Annotated in this window: 21 protein-coding genes; all 21 read left to right on the top strand. The window is 35.0% G+C overall.

Annotation, left to right across the window (positions count from 1 at the left end; translation table 11 throughout):
• The first annotated feature begins 6 nt into the window (after positions 1–6).
• A complete protein-coding gene (locus ACZ5CF_RS01175) occupies positions 7–1,308 on the top strand; it encodes a quinol:cytochrome C oxidoreductase (protein WP_464579825.1) in 1,302 nt (433 codons plus the stop codon).
• 31 nt (positions 1,309–1,339) lie between these two features.
• Positions 1,340–2,407 carry a cytochrome c oxidase subunit II gene (locus ACZ5CF_RS01170; RefSeq protein WP_464579823.1) on the top strand — a complete coding sequence of 356 codons (1,068 nt, stop codon included), beginning with the start codon at positions 1,340–1,342 and terminating at the stop codon, positions 2,405–2,407.
• Positions 2,408–2,453: 46 nt separating this feature from the next.
• A complete protein-coding gene (locus tag ACZ5CF_RS01165; protein WP_464579821.1) occupies positions 2,454–4,274 on the top strand; it encodes a cytochrome c oxidase subunit I in 1,821 nt (606 codons plus the stop codon).
• A 77-nt stretch (positions 4,275–4,351) separates the two neighbouring features.
• Positions 4,352–5,374, top strand: coding sequence for a Holliday junction branch migration DNA helicase RuvB (gene ruvB / locus ACZ5CF_RS01160; RefSeq protein ID WP_464579819.1), 1,023 nt, complete (start codon positions 4,352–4,354; stop codon positions 5,372–5,374).
• Between the two features lie 3 nt (positions 5,375–5,377).
• A complete protein-coding gene (gene queG / locus ACZ5CF_RS01155) occupies positions 5,378–6,307 on the top strand; it encodes a tRNA epoxyqueuosine(34) reductase QueG (RefSeq protein WP_464579817.1) in 930 nt (309 codons plus the stop codon).
• 61 nt (positions 6,308–6,368) lie between these two features.
• Entirely contained in the window at positions 6,369–8,663 is a 2,295-nt protein-coding gene (locus tag ACZ5CF_RS01150; RefSeq protein WP_464579816.1) for an NADP-dependent malic enzyme, read from the top strand.
• Positions 8,664–8,732: 69 nt separating this feature from the next.
• Entirely contained in the window at positions 8,733–9,314 is a 582-nt protein-coding gene (gene ruvA, locus ACZ5CF_RS01145) for a Holliday junction branch migration protein RuvA (RefSeq protein WP_464579814.1), read from the top strand.
• 71 nt (positions 9,315–9,385) lie between these two features.
• Positions 9,386–16,495: a T9SS outer membrane translocon Sov/SprA gene (sov, locus tag ACZ5CF_RS01140; RefSeq protein ID WP_464580856.1), complete on the top strand. Its 7,110-nt coding sequence runs from the start codon at positions 9,386–9,388 to the stop codon at positions 16,493–16,495.
• Between the two features lie 90 nt (positions 16,496–16,585).
• The gene (gcvH, locus tag ACZ5CF_RS01135; RefSeq protein ID WP_464579813.1) at positions 16,586–16,966 is read left to right on the top strand and encodes a glycine cleavage system protein GcvH; all 381 of its coding nucleotides are present in this window, start codon (positions 16,586–16,588) and stop codon (positions 16,964–16,966) included.
• Positions 16,959–17,342: a VanZ family protein gene (locus ACZ5CF_RS01130; protein WP_464579811.1), complete on the top strand. Its 384-nt coding sequence runs from the start codon at positions 16,959–16,961 to the stop codon at positions 17,340–17,342. Before gcvH ends, ACZ5CF_RS01130 begins: the two co-directional genes overlap by 8 nt.
• A 66-nt stretch (positions 17,343–17,408) precedes the next feature.
• A complete protein-coding gene (locus ACZ5CF_RS01125) occupies positions 17,409–18,119 on the top strand; it encodes an energy transducer TonB (RefSeq protein WP_464579809.1) in 711 nt (236 codons plus the stop codon).
• A gap of 185 nt (positions 18,120–18,304) precedes the next feature.
• Positions 18,305–19,204, top strand: coding sequence for a heme o synthase (cyoE, locus tag ACZ5CF_RS01120; protein ID WP_464579807.1), 900 nt, complete (start codon positions 18,305–18,307; stop codon positions 19,202–19,204).
• A gap of 2 nt (positions 19,205–19,206) precedes the next feature.
• Positions 19,207–19,788, top strand: coding sequence for a cytochrome c oxidase subunit 3 (locus ACZ5CF_RS01115; protein WP_464579805.1), 582 nt, complete (start codon positions 19,207–19,209; stop codon positions 19,786–19,788).
• A gap of 47 nt (positions 19,789–19,835) precedes the next feature.
• Positions 19,836–20,816 (top strand): cytochrome c oxidase subunit 3, encoded by a 981-nt coding sequence (locus tag ACZ5CF_RS01110; protein WP_464579804.1) that lies wholly within the window; start codon positions 19,836–19,838, stop codon positions 20,814–20,816.
• Positions 20,817–20,834: 18 nt separating this feature from the next.
• Positions 20,835–21,218, top strand: a complete 384-nt coding sequence (locus ACZ5CF_RS01105) for a cytochrome C oxidase subunit IV family protein (RefSeq protein ID WP_464579802.1) — start codon at positions 20,835–20,837, stop codon at positions 21,216–21,218.
• Between the two features lie 69 nt (positions 21,219–21,287).
• Entirely contained in the window at positions 21,288–21,932 is a 645-nt protein-coding gene (locus tag ACZ5CF_RS01100; RefSeq protein ID WP_464579801.1) for a hypothetical protein, read from the top strand.
• Position 21,933: 1 nt separating this feature from the next.
• Positions 21,934–22,560 carry an SCO family protein gene (locus tag ACZ5CF_RS01095; RefSeq protein WP_464579799.1) on the top strand — a complete coding sequence of 209 codons (627 nt, stop codon included), beginning with the start codon at positions 21,934–21,936 and terminating at the stop codon, positions 22,558–22,560.
• Positions 22,553–23,092, top strand: coding sequence for a DUF420 domain-containing protein (locus ACZ5CF_RS01090; protein ID WP_464579798.1), 540 nt, complete (start codon positions 22,553–22,555; stop codon positions 23,090–23,092). Before ACZ5CF_RS01095 ends, ACZ5CF_RS01090 begins: the two co-directional genes overlap by 8 nt.
• Positions 23,093–23,094: 2 nt before the next feature.
• On the top strand, positions 23,095–23,304 hold the full coding sequence (locus tag ACZ5CF_RS01085) for a hypothetical protein (RefSeq protein ID WP_464579797.1): 210 nt from the start codon (positions 23,095–23,097) through the stop codon (positions 23,302–23,304).
• Positions 23,305–23,468: 164 nt separating this feature from the next.
• Positions 23,469–24,170, top strand: coding sequence for an ABC transporter ATP-binding protein (locus ACZ5CF_RS01080; protein ID WP_464579795.1), 702 nt, complete (start codon positions 23,469–23,471; stop codon positions 24,168–24,170).
• Positions 24,163–25,395 carry an ABC transporter permease gene (locus ACZ5CF_RS01075; RefSeq protein WP_464579794.1) on the top strand — a complete coding sequence of 411 codons (1,233 nt, stop codon included), beginning with the start codon at positions 24,163–24,165 and terminating at the stop codon, positions 25,393–25,395. Before ACZ5CF_RS01080 ends, ACZ5CF_RS01075 begins: the two co-directional genes overlap by 8 nt.
• Position 25,396: the final 1 nt, after the last annotated feature.

The raw sequence follows: 25,396 nt of genomic DNA, 5'->3' as shown, positions 1-25,396 counted from the left end.
TACGTTATGTATACATTCTCAAATAAACTAAAACTTGCATCTATCATATTAATGGTAGTAGGGGCCCTTGGTATTGGTTACGGTTTTCTATCAGCACCTTCAACTACCCAAGAGGTAAAAGAAATCTTGGCCCACGAAGATGCTCACGGAGATCATGGTGCTGCAACTCATCATGACGAGGCAGGTTCGCATGGTGATGATACTGCACACTATGAGCATGTTTTACATCAGTTAAAAAATAAACCTTGGGCTGCTGTATATGTAGCTGCTTTATTCTTTTTAATGATTGCATTGGGAGTGTTAGCTTTCTACGCAATCCAAAGAGCAGCACAAGCAGGGTGGTCTCCTGTATTATTTAGAGTAATGGAGGCAATATCTGCTTACATGGTTCCGGGCGGAATTATCATGTTTGTGTTGTTAGTGTTATCTGGACTTCACATAAACCACTTATTTGTGTGGATGGATCCAGAAGTAGTAGCTCACGATGAATTAATTCAAGGAAAACAAGGATATTTAAATGTTCCGTTTTTCTTAATTAGAGCAGCTATATTTTTAGGAGGATGGATTGCATACCAATACTTCTCTAGAAAATTCTCTATCGCACAAGATACTGCAGACGATATCTCTAACTTTAAGAAGAATTTTAAAATATCTGCAGGATTTTTAGTATTCTTTTTAGTAACAGAATCTATGATGTCTTGGGACTGGATTATGAGTTTAGATCCTCACTGGTTCAGTACGCTATTTGGCTGGTATGTATTTGCAAGTATGTTTGTGTCTGGTATTACAGTAATAGCCTTAATGACTATTTATTTAAAATCTAGAGGATACTTAGAACATGTAAATGACAGCCACATTCATGACTTAGCCAAGTTTATGTTTGGTATAAGCATTTTCTGGACCTACTTATGGTTCTCACAATTTATGCTTATTTGGTACTCTAACATACCAGAAGAAATTACCTATTTTGTTACAAGAATAGAAGATTATAAGCTACCATTCTTCGGGATGTTAGTAATGAACTTTGTGTTCCCGCTTTTAATTTTAATGAATAGCGATTACAAACGAATTAACTGGTTTGTAGTAATGACGGGAATAGTAATTTTACTTGGGCATTACTTAGATGTGTTTAACATGATAATGCCGGCTACAGTTGGAGACAGATGGTTTATAGGTATAACCGAAATAAGTGCCGTATTATTCTTTGCCGGATTATTTATTTACTGGGTATTTAGCGCGCTTACCAAAGCACCGCTTGTACCAAAAGGTAATCCGTTCTTAGAAGAAAGTAAGCACTTTCACTATTAATTAATTAAAAGTATAAAACAGTAAATAAAAGATGACTGCTTTATTAACTATTATAGTTCTGGTACTTGTTGCCATAGCAATTTGGCAAATGACAAAAATATTTGAGTTATCTCAAGCAACAACAGATACCTCTGAAATTGCCAACGATAAAGACAACAAGATTAATGGGTACTTAATGTTTGCCTTTTTAGGCTTTATTTACCTATTAACCATTTACTCTGTTATTAAATGGGGCGACTTACCATTGTTAAGTAATTCGGCTTCAGAACATGGTAAAGATATAGATAGACTAATGATTATATCGTTAGTGATAATCTTTATAGTACAAACCATAACACAAGCCTTATTACATTACTTTGCTTTTAAATACAGAGGAGAAAAAGGGAAAAAAGCACTTTTCTATGCAGATAACCATAAGTTAGAATTTATTTGGACTATAATTCCGGTTATTACATTAGCAGGATTAATATTATATGGTCTTTACACTTGGGTTAATGTAATGAATGTAGATGAAAATGATGATCCTCTTGTGATAGAGTTATATGCTCAGCAATTTAACTGGAAAGCACGTTATGCAGGAGAAGATAATGTTTTAGGTGCAGCTAACGTACGTTTCTTACAAGACTTTAACGGTATGAACGTTATGGGTATAGATGCATCAGACCCTAATGGGATGGACGATATTGTAACTACAACCGAACTTCATTTGCCGGTTAATAGAAAAGTTATCTTTAAAATGCGTTCTCAAGATGTATTGCACTCTGCATATATGCCACACTTTAGAGCACAAATGAACTGTGTTCCGGGAATGGTTACACAATTCTCGTTTACGCCAACTGTAACAACTGAAGAGATGCGTCAGAATCCTGATATTGTAAAAAAGGTAAAACGCATTAACGAGCTTAGAGCAGAAAGAAGGGCAAACGGAGAAGAAGGTGTAGAACCTTATGAGTTTGATTACTTGCTGTTGTGTAATAAAATTTGTGGTTCATCTCACTACAACATGCAAATGAAAATTGTAGTAGAAACAGAAGAAGAGTTTAACGAATGGTTAGCTCAACAAAAAACCTTTAAAGAAACTATTGCAGCAGCACAATAAACTGTTTTAATAATAATTAGAGAAAGAATTAATACTGTATAAGATTATGTCAGCACACGCACAAGCACACGACCACGCACATGATCATGGACATCACCACCATAAAGAGACTTTTATAACAAAGTACATCTTTAGTCAAGACCATAAAATGATTTCTAAACAATACCTAATTACAGGTTTGTTTATGGGAATCATAGGTATTGCCATGTCGTTGTTGTTTAGAATGCAAATTGCATGGCCGGGTGAGTCTTTTCCAATTTTTGAAGCTTTATTAGGAAAGTGGGCTCCAGATGGTGTAATGGATCCTAACATCTATTTATCGTTAGTTACTATTCATGGTACCATAATGATATTCTTTGTACTAACAGCCGGTTTAAGTGGTACTTTTAGTAACTTACTTATTCCGTTGCAAATTGGAGCCAGAGATATGGCATCAGGTTTCTTAAACATGGTGTCGTACTGGTTATTTTTCTTATCGAGCGTAATTATGGTAATTTCGCTCTTTGTAGAGGCTGGTCCTGCAAGTGCTGGTTGGACAATTTATCCGCCTTTAAGTGCATTACCACAAGCACAACCTGGTTCTGGAGCAGGTATGACCCTTTGGTTAGTGTCTATGGCAGTATTTATTGCTTCATCACTTTTAGGTTCACTTAACTATATTGTTACTGTATTGAACCTCAGAACCAAGGGAATGTCTATGACACGTTTACCATTAACAATTTGGGCATTCTTTATTACTGCTATAATTGGTGTGGTATCATTCCCGGTGCTTTTATCGGCTGCATTATTACTTATAATGGATAGAAGTTTTGGTACTTCGTTCTTCTTATCAGATATATTTATTCAAGGAGAAGTGCTACACTATCAAGGAGGTTCGCCGGTACTTTTTGAGCACTTGTTTTGGTTCTTAGGTCACCCTGAAGTATACATTGTATTATTACCAGCATTAGGTATAACCTCAGAAATTATAGCCACAAACGCTCGCAAACCTATATTTGGTTACAGAGCTATGGTTGCATCAATATTAGCTATTGCATTTTTATCAACTATAGTATGGGGTCACCACATGTTCGTATCGGGTATGAATCCGTTCTTAGGATCGGTGTTTACCTTTACAACACTTTTAATTGCAATACCATCTGCTGTAAAAGCATTCAACTATATAACAACACTCTGGAAAGGGAACTTACAATTTAACCCTGCAATGTTATTCTCTATAGGGTTAGTTTCTACCTTTATTACCGGAGGTTTAACAGGAATTATTTTAGGAGATAGTGCATTAGATATAAATGTTCATGATACTTACTTTGTGGTAGCTCACTTCCACTTAGTAATGGGTATCTCTGCACTTTACGGATTATTTGCAGGTGTTTACCACTGGTTCCCTAAAATGTTTGAAGGAAGAATGATGAATAAAAACCTTGGGTACTTACACTTCTGGATTACAGCTGTAGGTGCTTACGGTGTATTCTTCCCAATGCACTTTATCGGGATGGCTGGTTTACCTAGACGTTATTATACAAACACGGCATTCCCTTTATTTGATGATTTAGCCGATGTTAACGTTATAATTACAGTATTTGCTTTAATTACAGGTGCGGCTCAATTAATTTTCTTATATAACTTTATTAGTAGCATGTTCTACGGTAAAAAAGGACCTAAAAATCCTTGGAACTCTACTACATTAGAATGGACTGCAGAAATGAAGCATATTCACGGTAACTGGGACGGACCAATTCCTGAAGTACATCGTTGGGCATACGATTACAGCAAAACTAAAGCTAATGGAGAGTACGTAATTCCTGGTCAAGATTTTGTTCCTCAAACAGTACCGTTACAAGAAGGAGAAGAAGAATTACATCATTAAAAATTTTAAATAATACTTCTCAAAAGCCTTTTCTAATACAGAAAAGGCTTTTGTTTTTTGTGCTATATTTGTGAGGTATGAACGAGCATTTAGATCCTACAGGACAGCATTATTCGCAAGAAGAGCTCGATATTGAAAGAGCCCTCAGACCCCTAACATTCGATGATTTTACGGGGCAAGAACAGGTGTTAGAAAATTTAAAAGTTTTTGTTGAAGCAGCCAATCAAAGAGGCGAGGCATTAGACCACACATTGTTTCATGGTCCTCCTGGATTAGGCAAAACTACTTTAGCACATATTCTAGCTAATGAACTAGGTGTTGGTATTAAGGTTACTTCCGGCCCTGTTTTAGATAAACCGGGAGATTTAGCCGGGTTGCTTACCAATTTAGAAGAGCGTGATGTACTTTTTATAGACGAGATTCACAGATTAAGCCCTGTGGTAGAAGAGTACTTGTATGCGGCCATGGAAGATTATAAAATAGATATAATGATTGAGAGCGGGCCTAACGCCAGATCGGTTCAAATAAACTTAAACCCTTTTACATTAGTTGGCGCTACAACACGTTCTGGATTGTTAACAGCTCCAATGCGTGCTCGTTTTGGTATATCAAGCAGATTGCAGTATTACTCTACAGAGCTTTTATCGCATATTGTACAACGAAGCGCAAACATACTTAAAGTGCCCATAACCATGGAGGCAGCCATAGAAATTGCCGGCAGAAGTAGAGGAACTCCCAGAATTGCAAATGCTTTATTACGCAGAATTAGGGATTTTGCACAAATTAAAGGAAACGGTAAAATAGATATAGAGATTTCTAAATTCGGTCTCAAAGCGTTAAATGTAGATGCGCATGGATTGGATGAGATGGATAACAAAATATTATCTACAATTATAGATAAATTTAAAGGCGGCCCGGTAGGTATTACAACTTTAGCAACAGCCGTTTCTGAAAGTGCAGAAACCATAGAAGAAGTGTACGAACCTTTTTTAATTCAACAAGGTTTTATTATGAGAACCCCAAGAGGAAGAGAGGCTACAGAATTAGCCTATAAACACCTTGGTAAAATTAAAGGAAGTTCGCAAGGAGAATTATTTTAAATCTTGACTTTAAAAGAAAAACATACACAATTAATTAAAACCGAAGCTAAACGCCTCGGTTTTTTGTCTTGTGGTATTAGTAAAGCCGGGTTCTTAGAAGAGCATGCACCTCGTTTAGAAAAATGGCTAAAACAAGGAATGCATGGAGAAATGAAGTACATGGAAAACCATTTTGATAAACGATTAGACCCTACCAAATTAGTTGAAGGAGCTAAGAGTGTTGTCTCATTACTTTTAAACTATTATCCTGAGCAGAATCAAAAAGATACTTCGGCTCCAAAAATATCAAAATACGCATACGGTACAGACTATCATTTTGTAATAAAAGACAAACTAAAGCAATTACTACAATTTATACAGGAAGAAATAGGAGAGGTTAACGGACGTGCATTTGTAGATTCTGCACCTGTTCTAGACAAAGCTTGGGCAGCTAAAAGCGGATTGGGCTGGATGGGTAAAAATACCAATTTAATAACCCAAAAAGTTGGATCGTTTTATTTTATTGCAGAACTAATAATTGATTTAGAATTACAGTACGATGCTCCAACAACAGATCATTGCGGTACATGCACGGCTTGTATAGATGCTTGCCCTACACAGGCCATTGTTGAGCCTTATGTTGTAGATGGCAGCAAATGTATTTCGTATTTCACTATAGAACTTAAAGACAATATTCCCGTATCGTATAAAGGTAAATTTGATAATTGGATGTTTGGTTGCGATGTTTGCCAAGATGTTTGTCCGTGGAACCGATTCTCAAAACCACATAATGAACCGGCATTTAATCCGCATCCCGATTTATTAGAAATGACCAAAAAAGATTGGGAAGAATTAACCGAAGAAACTTTTAAAAAAGTATTCAAAAAATCAGCTGTTAAACGAACCAAATTTTCCGGACTAAAAAGAAATATTGCTTTTTTGAAGGATGATTAAATTCTTTCTCTTTACCATACTTCTACGTACTTTTGTACTCTATTAAAAATAAATTAATTGTATGAGCAAAGAAAGCAGAAGACGCGAAGCATTAGTTTATCATGCAAAACCACAACCGGGTAAAATTAAAATAGTTCCTACTAAAAGATATTCTACCCAAAGAGATTTAGCTTTAGCCTATTCTCCGGGAGTGGCAGAGCCATGCTTAGAAATAGAAAAAGACAAATCTAACGTATATAAATACACTGCAAAAGGTAATATGGTTGCCGTAATATCTAACGGTACAGCAGTTTTAGGCTTAGGAGATATTGGCCCGGAAGCCTCTAAACCTGTTATGGAAGGTAAAAGCTTACTCTTTAAAATTTTTGCCGATATAGATGGAATAGATATTGAGTTAGACACTAAAGATGTAGATAAATTTGTAGAAACCGTTAAAACCATCGCACCTACTTTTGGCGGTATCAATTTAGAAGATATTAAAGCTCCGGAAGCATTCGAAATAGAAAGAAGACTAAAAGAAGAACTAGATATTCCGGTAATGCACGACGACCAACATGGTACAGCAATAATATCTGCAGCTGCATTACTTAACGCGTTAGAAATTGCCCAAAAAAAAATAGAAGACGTTACAATTGTAATCTCCGGAGCCGGAGCAGCAGCCGTTTCATGTACCAGGCTTTATAAAGCTTTTGGCGCAAAGGCAGAAAACATTGTAATGTTAGATAGTAAAGGGGTTATTAGAAAAGACAGAGAAGGCCTCTCTAAAGAAAAATTAGAATTTGCTACAGACCGTGATTTAAATACTTTAGAAGAAGCCTTAGAAAATGCCGATGTTTTTATAGGGCTATCTATCGCAGATATTGTAACTCCTAAAATGCTCAAGTCTATGGCTAAAAACCCAATAGTTTTTGCCATGGCTAACCCAGATCCTGAAATTGCTTATGATCTTGCTATAAAAACCAGAAAAGATATTATTATGGCAACCGGTCGTTCAGACCATCCCAATCAAGTAAATAATGTACTTGGATTCCCTTTTATTTTTAGAGGAGCTTTAGATGTTAGAGCCACTAAAATTAACGAAGAGATGAAAATGGCTGCTGTTAAAGCACTTGCATCTTTAGCTAAAGAACCGGTTCCGGAGCAAGTAAATATTGCCTATGGCGAGACCAAATTGAACTTTGGTAGAGATTACATTATACCGAAACCTTTTGATCCAAGATTGATTGCTGTAGTACCACCAGCAGTGGCAAAAGCTGCAATGGATAGTGGTGTGGCGCAAGAACCTATAACAGATTGGAAAAAATACGAAGAAGAGCTTTTACAACGATTAGGAAATGATAACAAACTTGTTAGATTACTACATCGTAGAGCTAAAAGCAATCCAAAACGTATTGTTTTTGCAGAGGCAGATCATTTAGATGTTTTAAAAGCTGCTCAGATAGTGTACGATGAGGGTATAGCGTATCCTATTTTGCTTGGTAGAGAAGAGGTTATAAAAGAGTTAAAAGAAGAAATAGAGTTTGATGCCGATGTTCCAATTTTAGATCCTAAAACCGATGAACAGAATGAGAAAAAAGACCTCTATGCTAAAATTTATTGGGAACAACGCAGAAGAAAAGGCGTAACGCTCTACGAAGCAAGAGCCAAAATGAGAGAGCGCAATTTTTTTGGTGCTATGATGGTTAACCAAGGAGATGCAGATGGTATGATTACCGGTTACAGCAGAAGTTACCCATCGGTATTAAGGCCAATGTTAGAGCTAATTGGTAAAGATGCAAAAGCTACCAACGTAGCTGCCATGAATGTAATGCTAACCCAAAGAGGACCATTATTTTTAGCAGATACTTCTATAAATATAAACCCAAATACCGAAGAGTTAGCAACAATAGTGCAAATGACTCATACTGCTGCTAAAATGTTTGGTGTAGATCCGGTTATTGCAATGTTGTCGTATAGTAACTTTGGTTCATCAAACAAAGAGCAAGCAACAAAGGTCAGAAAAGCAGTTGCTTATTTACACGAAAACCATCCGGAGATAGATGTAGATGGAGAGCTGCAATCAGATTTTGCACTTAACAGAGATATGCTTCAAGATAAATTCCCGTTTTCTAAACTTTCCGGTAAGAAAGTAAACACGCTGGTGTTCCCAAATTTAGATGCGGCTAATATTACGTACAAACTTCTTAAAGAGTTAGATAAGGCAGACTCTATTGGTCCTATACTTTTAGGAATGAATAAGCCTGTGCATATATTACAGTTAGGAGCAAGTGTAAACGAAATGGTAAACATGGCAGCCGTAGCTGTTGTAGATGCACAGCAAAAATTAAAAAGAAAAAAAACAAAGGCCGTTAAGTAACGGCCTTTATTCATTTAAAAAATTGAAAATTATTTTATTACATTTGGTGGTATACTAACCAAACACTATATGATTACCCATATACAAGGAAAACTTGTTGAGAAAAACCCAACCCATATTGTTGTAGATTGTAATGGCATAGGATATTTTATTAATATTTCTCTTCATACCTACTCGCAACTTCCTAATCAAGAAAACATAAAAGTTTATACCCATTTAATAGTTAAAGAAGATTCGCATACACTTTACGGGTTTACAAGTATTTTAGAACGCGAAATTTTTGTGATGTTACTTTCTGTGTCTGGTGTTGGTGCCAGTACCGCCAGAACAATGTTGTCTTCTTTAACACCACAACAAGTGCAAGAAGCTATTGTAAATGAGGATGTTGTAGCTATACAAGCCATTAAGGGTATTGGTGCAAAAACAGCACAAAGGGTTATTTTAGATTTAAAAGATAAAGTGTTAAAGACATATGATTTAGAACAAGTTTCGGCTGTTGCAAACAATACAAATAAAGAAGAAGCGTTATCAGCTTTAGAAGTCTTAGGATTTGCCCGTAAACAATCAGAAAAAATAATTGATAAAATAATTAAGCAGGAACCTGATTTAAGTGTAGAGGCAATTATTAAAAACGCACTTAAAAATTTGTAATTATTTTGAAAACAGCAAACTGGCTAACTGTTATATCGTCTTTACAAAAAAAAGGGGGTGCCTTACTCGTTTTGTTGCTTTTGTTTAGTGTGTGTTCATTTGCACAAGAAACAAATACGGCAGAACAGGATACTACCAAAACAGGATTTGCATTAGGACGAATTTTATTGCAAAACCCCAATAGCATTGTTGCTAAATATAAATATGATCCAGAGTTAGACAGATACATCTACACAGAATCTATTGGAGATTACAATATTAAGCATCCTATAATTTTAACTCCGGAACAATACAGAGAGCTCATTAGAAAAGAACAAATGAAGCTGTATTTTAAAGAAAAAGTAGATGCATTTACCGGTAAAAAACAAGGAAGCGAAGAAGCCAGAAAAAATTTACTTCCCAATTTTTATGTAAACTCAAACTTTTTTGAAAGTGTTTTTGGAGGTAATACCATAGAAGTAATTCCGCAAGGTTCTGTGGCCATGGATTTAGGTATTAGACTTCAAAAAAATGATAACCCGGCTTTATCTCCACGTAACAGAACCAATCTGACATTTGATTTTGATCAACGTATTAGTTTAAGCCTATTAGGTAAAGTAGGCGAACGACTTTCTGTTAGAGCACAATACGATACTGAAGCAACTTTTGATTTTCAGAATCTAATAAAACTAGAATATACACCAACAGAAGATGATATTATTCAAAAAATAGAAGTTGGTAATGTAAGTATGCCTCTTAACAGCTCTTTAATTCAAGGAGCACAAAGTTTATTTGGTGTAAAAACTCAGTTGCAATTTGGTAATACAACTATAACCGGAGTGTTTTCAGAACAACGCTCTCAAAATAATAGAGTAGTAGCCCAAGGAGGTGGTAGATTAAACGATTTTGAGTTGTTGGCTTTAGATTATGATGAAGACCGACATTTTTTCTTATCGCAATATTTCAGAGATAATTATGACAGAGCTTTAGAAAACTACCCGTTTATTAGAAGCTCGGTGCAAATTACACGTATAGAAGTTTGGGTAACCAATAGAGGGCAACAAACAAACAATGTAAGAAACATAGTAGCTATTCAAGACTTAGGAGAGACCGAGCCCGGTAAAACACGTATTAACCAATCGGCACCTCCCGGATTTTTTAATATAGGCGTTTCAGCACCTCCTAGAAACGAAGCAAATGATTATAACCCGTTAGAAATTGGAACTCCAAATTCTGTGCTTACAGATGCTGTTAGAGATGTTGCAACTGCACAATCAGGATTTAATATTCCCGGTTATACCGTAAATCAAGGGTTTGATTATGCTATTTTAGAAAACGCTAGAAAACTGGAACAAGGCAGAGATTTTGAGCTCGATACCCAATTAGGATATATTTCATTAAACCAAAGATTAAGCAACGATGAAGTTTTGGCAGTAGCTTTTCAGTTTACAGTAAATGGAGAAGTGTATCAGGTAGGAGAGTTTGCAAATGATGGTGTTAATGCTACAGAGTTTGAAACCGGTTCGGGTGGTCAGGTTACAGCCGTAAACAATCAGGCGTTGGTAGTTAAACTCTTAAAAAGTAACATTACCAATGTAGATGATCCTATTTGGGATTTAATGATGAAGAATATATACTCTACCGGAGCCTTTCAACTAAGTCAAGAAGATTTTAAGCTTAATATTCTTTATACAGATCCTTCTCCGGTAAACTATATAACACCGGTAGATGAGAGCACTTGGCCAGCAGGGCTGGAAGATAAAATTTTATTAGAGGTTTTTAATTTTGATAGATTAAACATCTACAACGATCCGCAAAATGGCGGAGATGGTTTTTTTGATTTCCTCCCCGGAATTACTGTAGACCAGCGTAACGGAAGAATTATTTTTACCAAAGTAGAGCCTTTTGGAGAATATTTATACAACGTTTTAGGAGGTGGTAACTCTTACGATAATGATGTTTCATATCAACAAAGTGCCAACCCTAACCAATTAAAATACGTTTTTAGAAAGCTCTATAAACAAACAAAAGCAGCAGCACTACAAGAATCAGATAAAAATAAATTTCAACTAAAAGGTCGTTATAAATCAGAAGGTAGTAATGGTATTCCGTTAGGAGCATTTAATGTGCCCAGAGGTTCTGTAACTGTAACAGCTGGAGGTAGAGTGCTACAAGAAGGAATAGATTACACGGTAAATTACCAAGGAGGCACCGTGCAAATTCTAGATGAAAGCCTAAGAAACTCTAACATACCAATTGAGGTTTCTGTAGAAAACAACGCTATATTCGGTCAGCAAACCAGACGTTTTACAGGTTTGAATGTAGAACATAAGTTTAGCGACAAATTTATTATGGGAGCTACTTATTTAAATATGAATGAGCGCCCATTAACCCAAAAAGCCAATTTTGGAGTTGAACCTGTAAACAACTCTATTTTTGGAATAAATGCAAATTACTCTACCGAAGTACCTTTTTTAACTCGTTTAGTTAATAAATTACCAAATATAGATACAGATGTAGCCTCAAACATATCTATTCGTGGTGAATTTGCTTATTTAAAACCTGGCTCACCTAAAAGTGCTGATTTTAGAGGAGAAACCACTACATATCTTGATGATTTTGAAGGTGCGCAAGCATTAATTGACGTGCGCTCTCCATTGGCCTGGACATTATCCAGTCCGCCATTAGAATTTACTCAAGGGTTAAATGTACAAGACCCAAACGATCCGCAAAATCTTCAATTTGGTTACGGAAGATCTAAGCTGGCATGGTACACCATAGATCCAATTTTTTATAGCAACCAACGCCCCAACAGTATTACAGATGATGATATTTCTCAAAATGAAACGCGTAGAATTTTTATAGACGAGATATTTCCGCAAGTAGATATTGCACAAGGGCAAACAACAGTACAAAACACATTAGATTTAGCGTATTATCCTAATTTAAAAGGCCCATATAACAACAATACAGAAAGCGGATTTAACAATTTGTCTCCCGACCAAAAATGGGGAGGTATTATGCGTTCTTTAAATGCTACAAATTTTGAGCAAGCAAATGTAGAGTATATTCAGTTTTGGGTATTAGATCCTTACTATAAAGATGGTGTTTTGCCCGGAGCCGGAGGAGAGTTGGTATTTAATTTAGGAAACATGTCTGAAGATATTTTAACAGACGGTAGAAAGCAATACGAAAACGGGTTACCCGGAGTACAATCTACAGATATTGTAACTCCAACCGCATGGGGAGAAACCCCTGCAACCCAATCTTTAGTGTACGCTTTTGATGCAGACCCCCAAAACAGGAGTTTGCAAGATATTGGTTTTGATGGTGTTTCTGATGCAGAAGAAGCAGCAATCTACAATAACAACACCGGCCCAGACCCTGCTTTAGATAACTATGTGTATTATTTAAATAGAGAAGGTAGTATTTTAGAACGCTATTTAGATTATAATAACCCGGATGGCAACTCGCCAACTACGGTAACCAATACCAACCGAGGTTCTACCACATTGCCAGATGTAGAAGATGTGAATAGGGACCTAACAATGAACACTATTAATAGTTATTTTGAATATAGAATTCCTATTAGGCCAAATATTCAAATAACAGATAGGTTTGTTTCAGATATACGTACTGTTACCATACCAACTACGCCAAATAATGATCAGTACGAGGTTAGATGGATTCAGTTTAAAATTCCTGTAAACCCAAACAGCTATGATGTGACTGATCCGCAAGACGATGCTATTTTCTCTGCTATAGGAGGTATTACAGATTTACGTTCTATCAGCTTTATGCGAATGTATTTAACAGGCTTCTCTGAAAATACTGTATTGCGTTTTGGTACATTAGATTTGGTAAGAGGAGACTGGAGACAATACACCAATACACTTAAAACAGATTTAAGTGATCCCGGACAAGGCACTTTTGTAGATGTGAATACGGTAAATATTCAAGAAAACGAGCAAAGAGAGCCTATACCTTACAGGTTACCACCGGGAGTTGTGAGAGAGCAATTAAATAATAATAACACAATTATTAGACAAAATGAGCAATCATTGTCTTTTGCGGTTTGCGATTTAGAACCTGAAGATGCCAGAGCAGTATTTAAAAATGTTAATATAGATATTAGGCAGTACAAAAAACTAAAAATGTTTTTACATGCCGAAGCATTAGATAACAATCCGGTTTCAGATAATGAGCTTGTAGCTTTTGTTAGAATTGGAACGGATTTTAACGAGAACTTTTATCAAATCGAAATTCCGCTTCAAATTACACCTCCGGGCACTACAGATCCGGCAGGAATATGGCCAAGTATAAATGAGATAGATTTACCGTTAAGTTTACTGTCTAAAATTAAATCGGCAAGCATAGCCAATCAAACATTAACACAATTAACCTATTACGATGAAGAAATAAATCCGGTAGGAGAGTTCGATGCCAGAGAGGGTGGTAAATTACGCCTCGGAATTAAAGGAAATCCATCTTTAGGGAATGTTAGGGCATTAATGGTAGGGGTTAAAAACCCTTATGCAAGCACTAATAGTGGTGCCAGAAATGTTTGTGGAGAAGTTTGGTTTAACGAGTTAAGATTAGCAGAGTTAGATAACCAAGGTGGATGGGCAGCCATTACAGCAATAGATGCCAATTTAGCCGATTTCGCAAATGTGTCTGCAACAGGTAGAATGAGCACTTCGGGGTTTGGAGCTATAGACCAAATACCAAATGAGCGTAGTAGAGAAGATGTAGTGCAGTATGACGTAGTTACAAATATTAACTTAGGACAATTGCTACCTCAAAAATGGGGAATACAGCTGCCATTTAACTATGCGCATTCAGAGCAAAAAATCACTCCGGAATTTGATCCGCTTTATCAAGATTTAAAATTAGATGACCGCTTAGCAGCTGCAACCACTTCGGCAGAAAAAGAAAAAATTAAAACGCAAGCAGAAGATTATACAAAAAGGCAGAGTATTAATTTTATAGGAGTTAGAAAAAATAGAAGTCCGGAAAAAAAAGCTAGATTTTACGATATAGAAAACTTTACATTTAACTACTCGTACAATGAGGTTAATCATAGAGATTTCGAAATAGAAAACCTAAAAGACCAGAATGTAAGAACCGGAGTTGTTTATGCGCATAATTTTCAGCCTGTAGTTGTAGAGCCATTTAAAAAATCAGACTCGTTATTTAGAGGTAAATACTGGCAGTGGTTAAAAGACTTCAATTTTAATTTATTACCAACAAGCATATCGGTTAACTCTAACATAACACGCTCATTTAACAGGCAGCGCTTTAGAGAAGTGTTTTTAGATGGGGTAGATCCTGATAGCCAGTTAGGATTACCCGAGTTGCAACAACGTAACTTTTTATTTGATTGGCAATATGCTATTAATTATAACATAACAAAATCATTGCGATTAAACTTTACGGCAGCCAATTACAATATTGTAAAGAATTATTTTGATGAAGAAAATAATATAAGAAGAGATTTAGGTATTTGGGATGATTTCTGGAATGTTGGTGAGCCCAACCGTCATACACAACAATTACAACTTAATTACGAGCTGCCTTTTAATAAAATACTACCATTAAGCTTTATTAACGCAAATTATACCTATACAGGTGATTTTGATTGGCAACGAGGCTCTGATGTACTTATTGAGTTAGCTAACGAAGAAATTAACACCATACAAAACGCAAACACACACTCGTTAAATGCCGGAATGAATATGGAGAAACTCTACACTTATTTAGGAGTTTCGTCTAGACGCGCAAAAGGCAGCAGACCAACAACGGTAAGAGGAGCACCGCCTTCTAGAACAGCAAACCAAACTACTACCACTAAGAAAAATGGTTTTAGTAAATCGTTATTAGATGTGCTAACTATGGTAAAACGAGTTAATATAAACTACACAGAAAACAATGGTAAAGTTTTACCGGGTTACACACAATCTATTGGTTTTATAGGAACACTTAAACCATCTTTCGGATTTGTTTTTGGAAGCCAGTCAGATATTAGATACGAAGCAGCCAGAAGAGGTTGGCTTACACAATTCCCGGAGTTTAACCAACAGTTTCAACAAGTACACAATACTAATTTAAATATTACCGTAAATGCAGAGCCGGTTAGAGATTTAACTATAGACTTGGTAGCAAACAGAAATTATTCAGACAGATACACAGAAAACTATCAAGTAAATAATGTAAACGGCGAGTTGTCTTACGAAAATTTACTCGGAAACAGATTCGGAGATTTTTCAATATCAACAGTATTATTAAAAACAGCTTTTAAAAAATCAGGAGAAAATTTCTCTGAAGTATTCGAAGAGTTCAAATCTAACAGAATAGTTATAGCACAACGTTTAGCCGGACTTCCTATAGACCCAACCGCAACTACATTCCCTGCCGGATATAGCGAAACAAGTCAGCAAGTATTGCTTCCAGCATTTTTAGCAGCATATTCAGGGCAAGATGCTAAAAGTATTTCTTTAGGAGCTTTTAGAGATACTCCTTTACCAAACTGGACAGTTAAATATACCGGATTAATGCGTAACAAATGGTTCAGAAAAAAGTTTAACAGATTTTCTGTGTCGCACGGTTACAGATCAAGTTATAGTATAAACTCATTTAGAACTAACTTAGATTACAATCCGGATAATCCGCAAGAATTAAATCAACGAGGAGACTTTAAAAGTCCAACGCTTTATACAAATGTTACGCTTGTAGAACAATTTAATCCGTTGTTGCGTTTAGATTTCGAAATGAAAAACTCAATAAACATATTGGCAGAAGTTAAAAAAGACCGTGCCCTTTCTATGAGTTTCGACAATAATTTGCTAACCGAAATGTCTGGTGATGAATACAGCTTAGGTCTTGGATACAGAATTAAAGACGTTAGGTTTAAAACTAATATTGGCGGTAAAAAAACAACACTTAAAGGAGATTTAAATTTAAAAGCCGATTTATCATTTAGAGATAATGTAACAGTCATTAGAAATTTAGACATAAACACCAATCAAGTTACCTCCGGGCAACAACTATGGGCACTTAAGTTTACGGCAGATTATGCCTTGAGTAAAAATCTAAATGCGCTGTTTTTCTACGATCATTCGTTCTCTAAATTTGCCGTATCTACAGCCTTCCCGCAAACTACCATTAGAAGCGGGTTTACTTTAAGATATAACTTTGGTAATTAATAAAATGTTACAAATTGGGGTTTTGTAAAAATGTAGTTGATTAACGTTAATTATTACGTTACATTTGCTCAACCTTTTAAACAAACCAAAATGAATATACCAGCAGACTTAAAGTATACCAAAGACCACGAGTGGGTAAAAATAGACGGTGATATTGCAACCGTTGGTATTACTGATTTTGCTCAAAGCGAATTAGGAGATATTGTATACGTTGAAGTAGAAACAGTAGATGAAACCTTAGATAAAGATGAGGTTTTTGGTACGGTAGAAGCCGTTAAAACAGTTTCTGATTTATTTTTACCGCTTTCAGGAGAGATTATTGAGTTCAATGAATTACTAGAAGATGAACCTGAAAAAGTAAACTCAGACCCTTACGGTGAAGGATGGATGATTAAAGTTAAAATTTCAGACACATCAGAAATAGACAGCCTGCTGTCAGACCAAGAATATAAAGAACTTATAGGTGCTTAATAAAAGCCTAAATGTTATTTTATTAATAGGCTGGGTAGCTGTAATAACAGTACTTAGCCTTGTATCTTTTAACAATTTAAGCACGCAGGTTACAGGCATACCATATGCAGATAAATTAATTCATTTAATATTTTATGCCGTATTAACCCTATTGCTGTTCAGGGTTTTAAACCAAAACACCCAAAAAAAAGAAAAAAATAAAAATTTATGGCTTTCTGCAAGCCTTGCATTTGGGTATGGTATAATTATTGAGGTGTTACAAGAGACCATTACAGTTTTCAGGACTGCAGAAATTTCAGATGTGTTAAGCAACTTATGTGGGGTTTTACTGGCTTGTATAATTAATAAAGTATTCTATATCAGGCCAAATCGTTAAATGCAAAAAATAAGTTGTTTTTTTAAAAATTAAATAATTAAATTAGCAATCACAAAATAAAGAATTATGGAACCTAAGAAAAATCCAAAAGCCGATTTAACCCGTAACAGCGGTCTTTATTTTGCTATCGGGCTGGCTTTAGTTTTATTTATTACGTGGCAAGCAATTGAGTGGAAAACATACGAAAAAAATGAAGCTTTTGAATATGCACTCAATGTAGATGAAGAGTTAGAGGAAGAGATTCCAATTACAGAGCAAATTAATACCCCTCCGCCTCCACCACCACCTGCAGCACCAGAAGTTATAGAGGTTGTAGAAGATGAAGAAGAGGTAGAAGAAACTGTAATAGAATCTACAGAAACAGATCAAGAAGAAGAGATTGTTGAAGTAGAAGATGTTGAGGTTGAAGAAGAAGAATTAGATGTTGATGTACCGTTTGCCGTTATTGAAGACGTGCCAATATTCCCCGGATGTGAAGGCAGACCAAAAAGCCAACAAAGAGACTGTTTTCAAGAAATGATGCAAAAGCACATTCGTAAGCATTTCCAGTATCCTGAGATTGCTCAAGAGATGGGAATCCAAGGAAGAGTTTCGGTAATGTTTACTATAGATAAAGATGGTAGTATTACCAATGTAAGAATGCGTGGTCCGGATAAGAGTTTAGAGCAAGAAGCAGCCAGAATTATCAGCAAGCTTCCTAAGATGACTCCCGGTAAACAAAGAGGAAGGCCGGTACGTGTACCATTCAGTATTCCAATTAACTTTAGGTTACAGTAAATTATTAAACAAAATATATAACCCCGAGCAATTTGCTCGGGGTTATTGTTTTTATAGGTGTTATTATGCACTTGTAAATATTGTTGTTTTAGTATTGCTAACAAAAGTATTTTACTAAATAGCTTTTAATTCATTGCACAAAAGGCAATTGCATAGTATCTTTGCACCCTATTTTAACTATGGTAATGAAAACGGCATTGAGCACCAATAAAAATGGCGTAATCGCGCAATCAATCAGCGATTTTAAAATACTTACCAAAGCTAAGCTTGCCATTAGTGTGGTGTTCTCGTCTGTTGCAGGATACTTTTTAGGAGCAGACACGGTTCATATTCCAACACTTTTACTTTTAATATTTGGCGGTTACTGTATGGTGGGAGCATCTAATGCATTTAATCAAATTATTGAAAAAGATTTAGATGCATTAATGAAACGAACCCAAAACCGTCCAATTCCTGCTGGAAGAATGTCGGTTACTGTTGCCTTTGTAATTGCAACTATTTTAACAATTCTTGGTGTTGTAGCACTTTATATAGTTAACCCTAAAACAGCAATGTTTGGTGCTATATCAATTTTTATGTATACCAGTATGTATACACCGTTAAAAACAAAAACACCATTAGCTGTTTTTATTGGAGCATTTCCTGGAGCCATACCATTTATGCTGGGTTGGGTTGCTGCCACGAATGATTTTGGTATAGAACCCGGAACATTATTCATGATGCAATTTTTTTGGCAGTTTCCTCATTTTTGGGCAATAGGCTGGCTTTTAGATGATGAATACAAAAAAGCCGGATTTAAAATGTTGCCAACAGGCAAAAAAGACAAAGCAACAGCAGTACAAATTATAATGTACACTATCTGGATGATGATTATTTCGGTTTTTCCGGTAACAGGGCTTACCGGTAAACTTTCATTATCTATAGCAGGAGCACTTGTTATTTTTGTGCTAGGTATAGTAATGCTATACTATGCAATACAACTATACAAAAAAAGAGATAATATTTCGGCAAGAAAGCTTATGCTTGCCAGTGTGAGTTACATATCGCTTATGCAAATTGTATATGTGATTGATAAATTTATTTAAGAATGAAGATTACCGATAGAAGTATAGAAGAAAAACAACAACGAGCCAAAAAAATGATGCTTTGGTTTGGTATTATTAGTATGGCTATGATGTTTGCCGGGTTAACCAGCGCATATGTTGTTAGTAAATCTAGACCGGATTGGTTAACAGATTTTAAGTTGCCAAATGCATTTTTTATTAGCACAGCAGTAATAATAGTAAGCAGTATTACCATTCATATTGCAAAAAATAAAATAAAAAACGGATTACATAAAGCAGGTAGCTGGTGGTTGTTGGCAACGTTCGCATTAGGTTTAGTTTTTATTTACTTTCAATTTAGAGGGTTTTCGCAAATAATAGAAAGCGGGTATTATTTTACCGGTAGTGAGAGTACCATTACCACATCGTTTTTATATGTAATAGTATTTTCGCATGTTGTACACGTATTAGCAGGTATAATAGTGTTGTTAGCAGTAATTTATAATCATTTTAAAGAAAAGTATAAACCGGGCAAAACGCTTGGATTAGAGCTAAGTGTAACGTTTTGGCACTTTTTAGATATACTTTGGATATATTTGATTTTATTTTTCTATTTCTTTAGATAATAAAAAAACGTAAATTTGACCGATTTTTAAAAACAAGACACTTTTTTATGGAAGCTACTGTAACTACGCAGGATACACAAGAAAAAGTTTGGGGAGGAGGAAACCAACCATTAAAGGCCAGCTATGGCAAAATGATGATGTGGTTTTTTATTGTTTCTGATGCCCTTACGTTTTCAGGATTTTTAGCTGCATATGGTTTTTCAAGATTTAAATTTATTGAAACATGGCCAATTGCCGATGAGGTGTTTACTCACATTCCGTTTTACCACGGAAGTCCGCAACCTATGATTTATGTTGCGTTCATGACATTTATCCTCATCATGTCGTCTGTAACAATGGTATTGGCGGTAGATGCAGGCCACAAAATGCAAAAAACAAAAGTAGCGTGGTATATGTTACTTACCATTTTAGGCGGATTAATATTTGTTGGTTCGCAAGCATGGGAATGGGCTACTTTTATAAAAGGAGATTTTGGAGCAGTAGAAACACGCGGAGGTAGAATACTACAATTTGTTAATGCCGAAACCGGAGAAAGAGCTGCACTTAAAGACTTTGCAATTGAAATCCCTGGTGAGCGTGTTCAAAACACAAAAAATAAAGGTATTTGGTTTCAAGACGAAGCGCCACTTACCTCAGTTAGCTTAAACGAAGTTGTAGAAGGCTTTAAGGCTAATCCTAATATTGTTATTAGAACAGAAGTAATTAACGAAGAGGGGCATAAAACCGTTTTATCAAGAGAAGAATCATTAAAGAAAATAGAGAGTGCTGTTAGGGTTGTAGAAGGAGCAAACCTAGTTAGAAACGAATACGGAAACCGATTATTTGCCGATTTCTTTTTCTTTATTACAGGTTTCCACGGATTCCACGTATTTTCTGGTGTAGTAATAAACATTATCATTTTCTTTAATGTGCTTTTAGGAACTTATGAGCGCAGAGGGCACTACGAAATGGTAGAAAAAGTTGGTTTATACTGGCACTTTGTAGATTTAGTTTGGGTATTTGTATTTACATTCTTCTATCTTGTATAACAACAGAAACTTGATAACATGGCACACGATCAACATAAATTAGAAATATTTAGAGGGCTGTTAAAATTTAAAACCAACGAACAAAAAATTTGGGCGGTTTTAATCTTGCTTTCAATTGTAACAGCAATAGAAGTTATTTTAGGTATTTACAAGCCAGAGGCGCTTAATGCCAAAATAATAGGAATGAAAATTCTAAACTGGATCTTTATACTTTTAACTTTAGTAAAAGCATATTACATTGCTTGGGACTTTATGCACTTGCGCGATGAAAAAAGCTTTTTAAGAAGAGCTATAGTTTGGACTTCGGTGTTCTTAATAATCTACCTGATGTTTATTTTACTAACCGAAGGAGATTATGTGTACGAAGTGTATAAAGAAAAACTTGTAAGTTGGGATTTTTAAGAAATTTATAAATAAGAGAAAGGCGGTTTTTAAAACCGTCTTTTTTATTTTTGTAAGCACAATATTGTTATGAAAAAGTATCTGGTATTAGTCGTCTTATTTTTGCTTCCCATAGTTACTTATTTGTTTTTTGCTACGGGAGTAAATAACTTTATTAAGTTACCTGTGCTTACAGAGAATGTTCAAGATGTAAATCAATTTAAAGGCTTATCTGGAGAAACTATTTCTTTTAAAAATAAAATTACCATTTTAGGTTTTTTAGGATACGATATTAATACTAAAAAAGCGGCAGCATTTAACTTAAACCAAAAAATATATAAACGTTTTTTTGAGTTTAACGATTTTCAGTTTGTAATGCTAATCCCGGAAAAAAGCAAACAGGAAGCGTTAGCCATAAAACAAGAGCTTTCACAACTTACAAATACTAATAAGTGGCATTTTTTAATAGCCAGTGATAGTCAGATAAAATCTGTTTTTAATAGCCTAAACACCAATCTTAGTCTAAATGAATCGTTAAGCACACCTTATGTTTTTATAATAGATAAAGAAGGTAGTTTACGAGGCAGGAAAAACGATGAAGATGCAGGGTTGTTATATGGATTTAATGCTAACTCTGTTGCAGAAATTAATAATAAAATGGTAGATGATGTTAAAGTTATTTTAGCAGAATACAGGTTAGCACTTAAAAAAAACAACGCTTATAGAAATAAGTAACATGAAAAAATATTCATACGTAGGTATATCGTTTATAGTATTGCTATTCGGAATTTGGGCAGTGCCAAAAATCATAGATAAGTTTAAACCTGCCGATTTGGTAGTTATTGGTAAAGTGCCAGATTTTGAGTTTACCAATCATAAAGGGCAAACTGTAAATAATAACACCTACAACGGTAAGGTGTATGTAGTTGAATTTTTCTTTACTACATGTCCAACCATCTGTCCTATAATGAACAGAAACATGGTAAAGCTTCAGGATGAGTTTTATGGTAATCCAAACTTTGGTATAGCATCAATAACCATAAACCCCGAGTACGACACTAAAGAGGTTTTACAAGAATATGCAAAAGATTACAAAATTACTCACCCTAATTGGCATTTATTAACCGGAGATAAAGATAAAATTTACCAATTGGCAAATACCGGATTTAATTTATACGTTGGAAAGGCATCAGAAGATGTTGGTGGGTTTGAACATTCCGGGATGTTTGCTTTAATAGATAAAGAAGGAAACATTAGGTCTAGAAAAGACGAATTTGGTAATCCTATTGTTTACTATGATGGCACTGATGATTTAGCCATTAAAAAGTTAAAAGAAGACATAAAAAAGTTGTTACATGAATAATAGCAATAACAATCTGGCAGAGAAAAAATATAATAAAATTATTATAGCATTATCTATTTTAATTCCGGTAGCTGTTGCAGCTTTATTTAGAATTAGAATACCAAATGTAGAACCCTTAAGTTTTTTACCACCAATATATGCTACCATTAATGGGCTTACTGCCGTATTGTTAGTTGTAGCAGTTATTGCAATAAAAAAAGGAAATAGAGTGCTCCATGAGCGTCTTATGAAACTGTGCATAGCATTTTCTGCAGCCTTTTTAGTAATGTATGTGGCTTACCACATGACTTCAGACCCAACTCCGTATGGAGGTGAAGGTGTACTCAGATATCTTTACTTTTTATTTTTAGTTTCGCACATAGTATTATCTATTGTAATTATTCCACTTGTGCTATTTACATACGTAAGAGCACTTTCAGAACAATTTGATAAACATAAGAAACTAGCCAAAATCACATTTCCAATTTGGCTTTATGTGGCTGTATCTGGTGTTGTAGTTTATTTAATGATATCTCCTTACTACCCTTACTAATCATGAAAAAAATAATAACCGTTAGTATATTACTCTTTTTAATACCGGTATTAGCCGATGCACAATGTGCAATGTGTAGAGCTGTATTAGAAAGTCAAGATGATGCTTCGGTGGCTAAAGGTATAAATGACGGGATTATTTATTTAATGGCAATACCTTATGTTTTGGTAGGGTTAGTAGGATATTTTGTATACAAAAAACTTAAGAAGTAACTTCTTTGATTTAATTTAACATTTCTTTCACATTATTGCTGTAACATTTTTAGCACTTTTTAGTCATATGTAAAGCTAATAAGTGTAAAAAGAAAATTACATACAGAATTTTAAACCATATTGTACAATGGCATTCTGTATATTTAAGCAAACTAACACTAACCATGATAGAAATTAAAAATCTTCACAAGTCCTATAAAATGGGCAAAAACTCATTGCACGTTTTAAAAGGAATTGATTTTTCGGTTAAAGCAGGAGAACTAGTTGCCATAATGGGATCTTCAGGTTCGGGTAAATCAACATTACTAAATATTATTGGAATGTTAGATGTTGCCGATTCCGGAGAATATACTTTAGATGACGTTCCAATAAAAGATTTAAACGAAACTAAGGCTGCACAATACCGTAATAAATTTTTAGGATTTGTTTTCCAATCTTTCAACCTTATAAATTATAAAACAGCTTTAGAAAATGTTGCGCTTCCGCTTTATTATCAAGGGGTAGGCAGAAAAGAACGCCAAGAAAAAGCCTTAAAATATTTAGAACAAGTTGGGTTAAAAGAATGGGCAACCCATTTACCAAGCGAGCTTTCTGGTGGGCAAAAACAACGTGTTGCAATAGCAAGAGCTATGGCTGCAGAACCTAAAGTTTTATTAGCCGATGAGCCTACTGGAGCATTAGATAGTAAAACATCGTATGAGGTTATGGATCTTATTCAAAAAATAAACGATCAAGGCAATACCATTTTAGTAGTCACACACGAACCCGATATTGCCAATATGTGTAAACGTATAGTACATCTTAAGGATGGTGTAATTGTAGAAGATAAAAAAGTAGAACAAGTTAGAGCTTCAGAGTATGTTTAGCAGAGATACTTGGAATGAGATTTTTTTAACCATCAGAAAAAATAAGCTTCGTACTTTTCTGTCTGGATTTAGTGTTGCATTAGGTATATTTTTGTTTGTTATTCTTTTTGGATTTGGTAATGGACTTATTAATACTTTCGACAAGTTCTTTAACGATGATGCAACTAATACACTTTTTCTGTTCCCTGGTAGAACATCGATGCCTTACAAAGGCTTTAAAAGTAATAGGCGCATTGAGTTTAAAAATGATGACTTAGAAGATATTCAAAAAAACTTCCCTATGTTTTTAGAGTACATAACTCCAAGAATATCTAGAGGGGCATTAGTTAAATATAAAAACGAATCTAACAACTATACAACTAGAGCAGTTGGGCCTGCGCATCAGTTTAATGAAAAAACCATAATGATGAAGGGGAGATATCTAAACCAATTAGATATAAAAAATAAAGCTAAACATGTTGTAATAGGGAGATTAGTTGAGAAAGATTTGTTTAAAAATAGTGATGAGACTATAGGAGAGTATATAGATGTTGGAGGTATTATGTTTAAAGTTATAGGTGTTTTCCAAGATGATGGTGGAGATAATGAGGAGCGTTTTATTTATTTACCATACACTACCCGACAATTAATTGAAAAAAATACTGATAAAGTAGATCAAATAATTGTAGCATTTAAACCACAAATAGGTTATGCAGGAGCAATGGCTTTTGAGCGTAGCTTAATGCGTTTTATGAAAGATAAACACAATATTCATCCCGATGACAGAAATGGAATTTTTATTAGGAACGTAGCCGACCAACTAAAGCAAAACCAACAATTTGCGCGAGTACTACAGCTAATAGTAGCATTTGTAGCCTTTGGCACTATTGTAGCTGGCATAATAGGTATTAGCAACGTAATGGTGTTTACTGTAAGAGAACGTACTAAAGAAATTGGTATTCGTAAAGCTCTAGGAGCAACACCTAAAGCAGTAATCTCACTAACCCTTCTTGAATCAGTTTTTATTACTACAATTGCTGGTTATATAGGATTGTTTCTTGGAATTATATTTCTAAGGAGTATGGGAGATACACTAGAAGATTACTTTGTTACAGACCCATATATTAACACTGGGACAGCAATTTTTGCAACCATTGTGTTAATTGTATCAGGTGCTATTGCTGGTTATATGCCGGCTAAACGTGCCGCAAGAATTAAACCCATTGTAGCATTAAGAGACGAGTAAT

It is taken from the genome of Lutaonella thermophila, from assembly GCF_055387725.1.
This window is presented reverse-complemented; position numbering and strand designations above follow the sequence as displayed.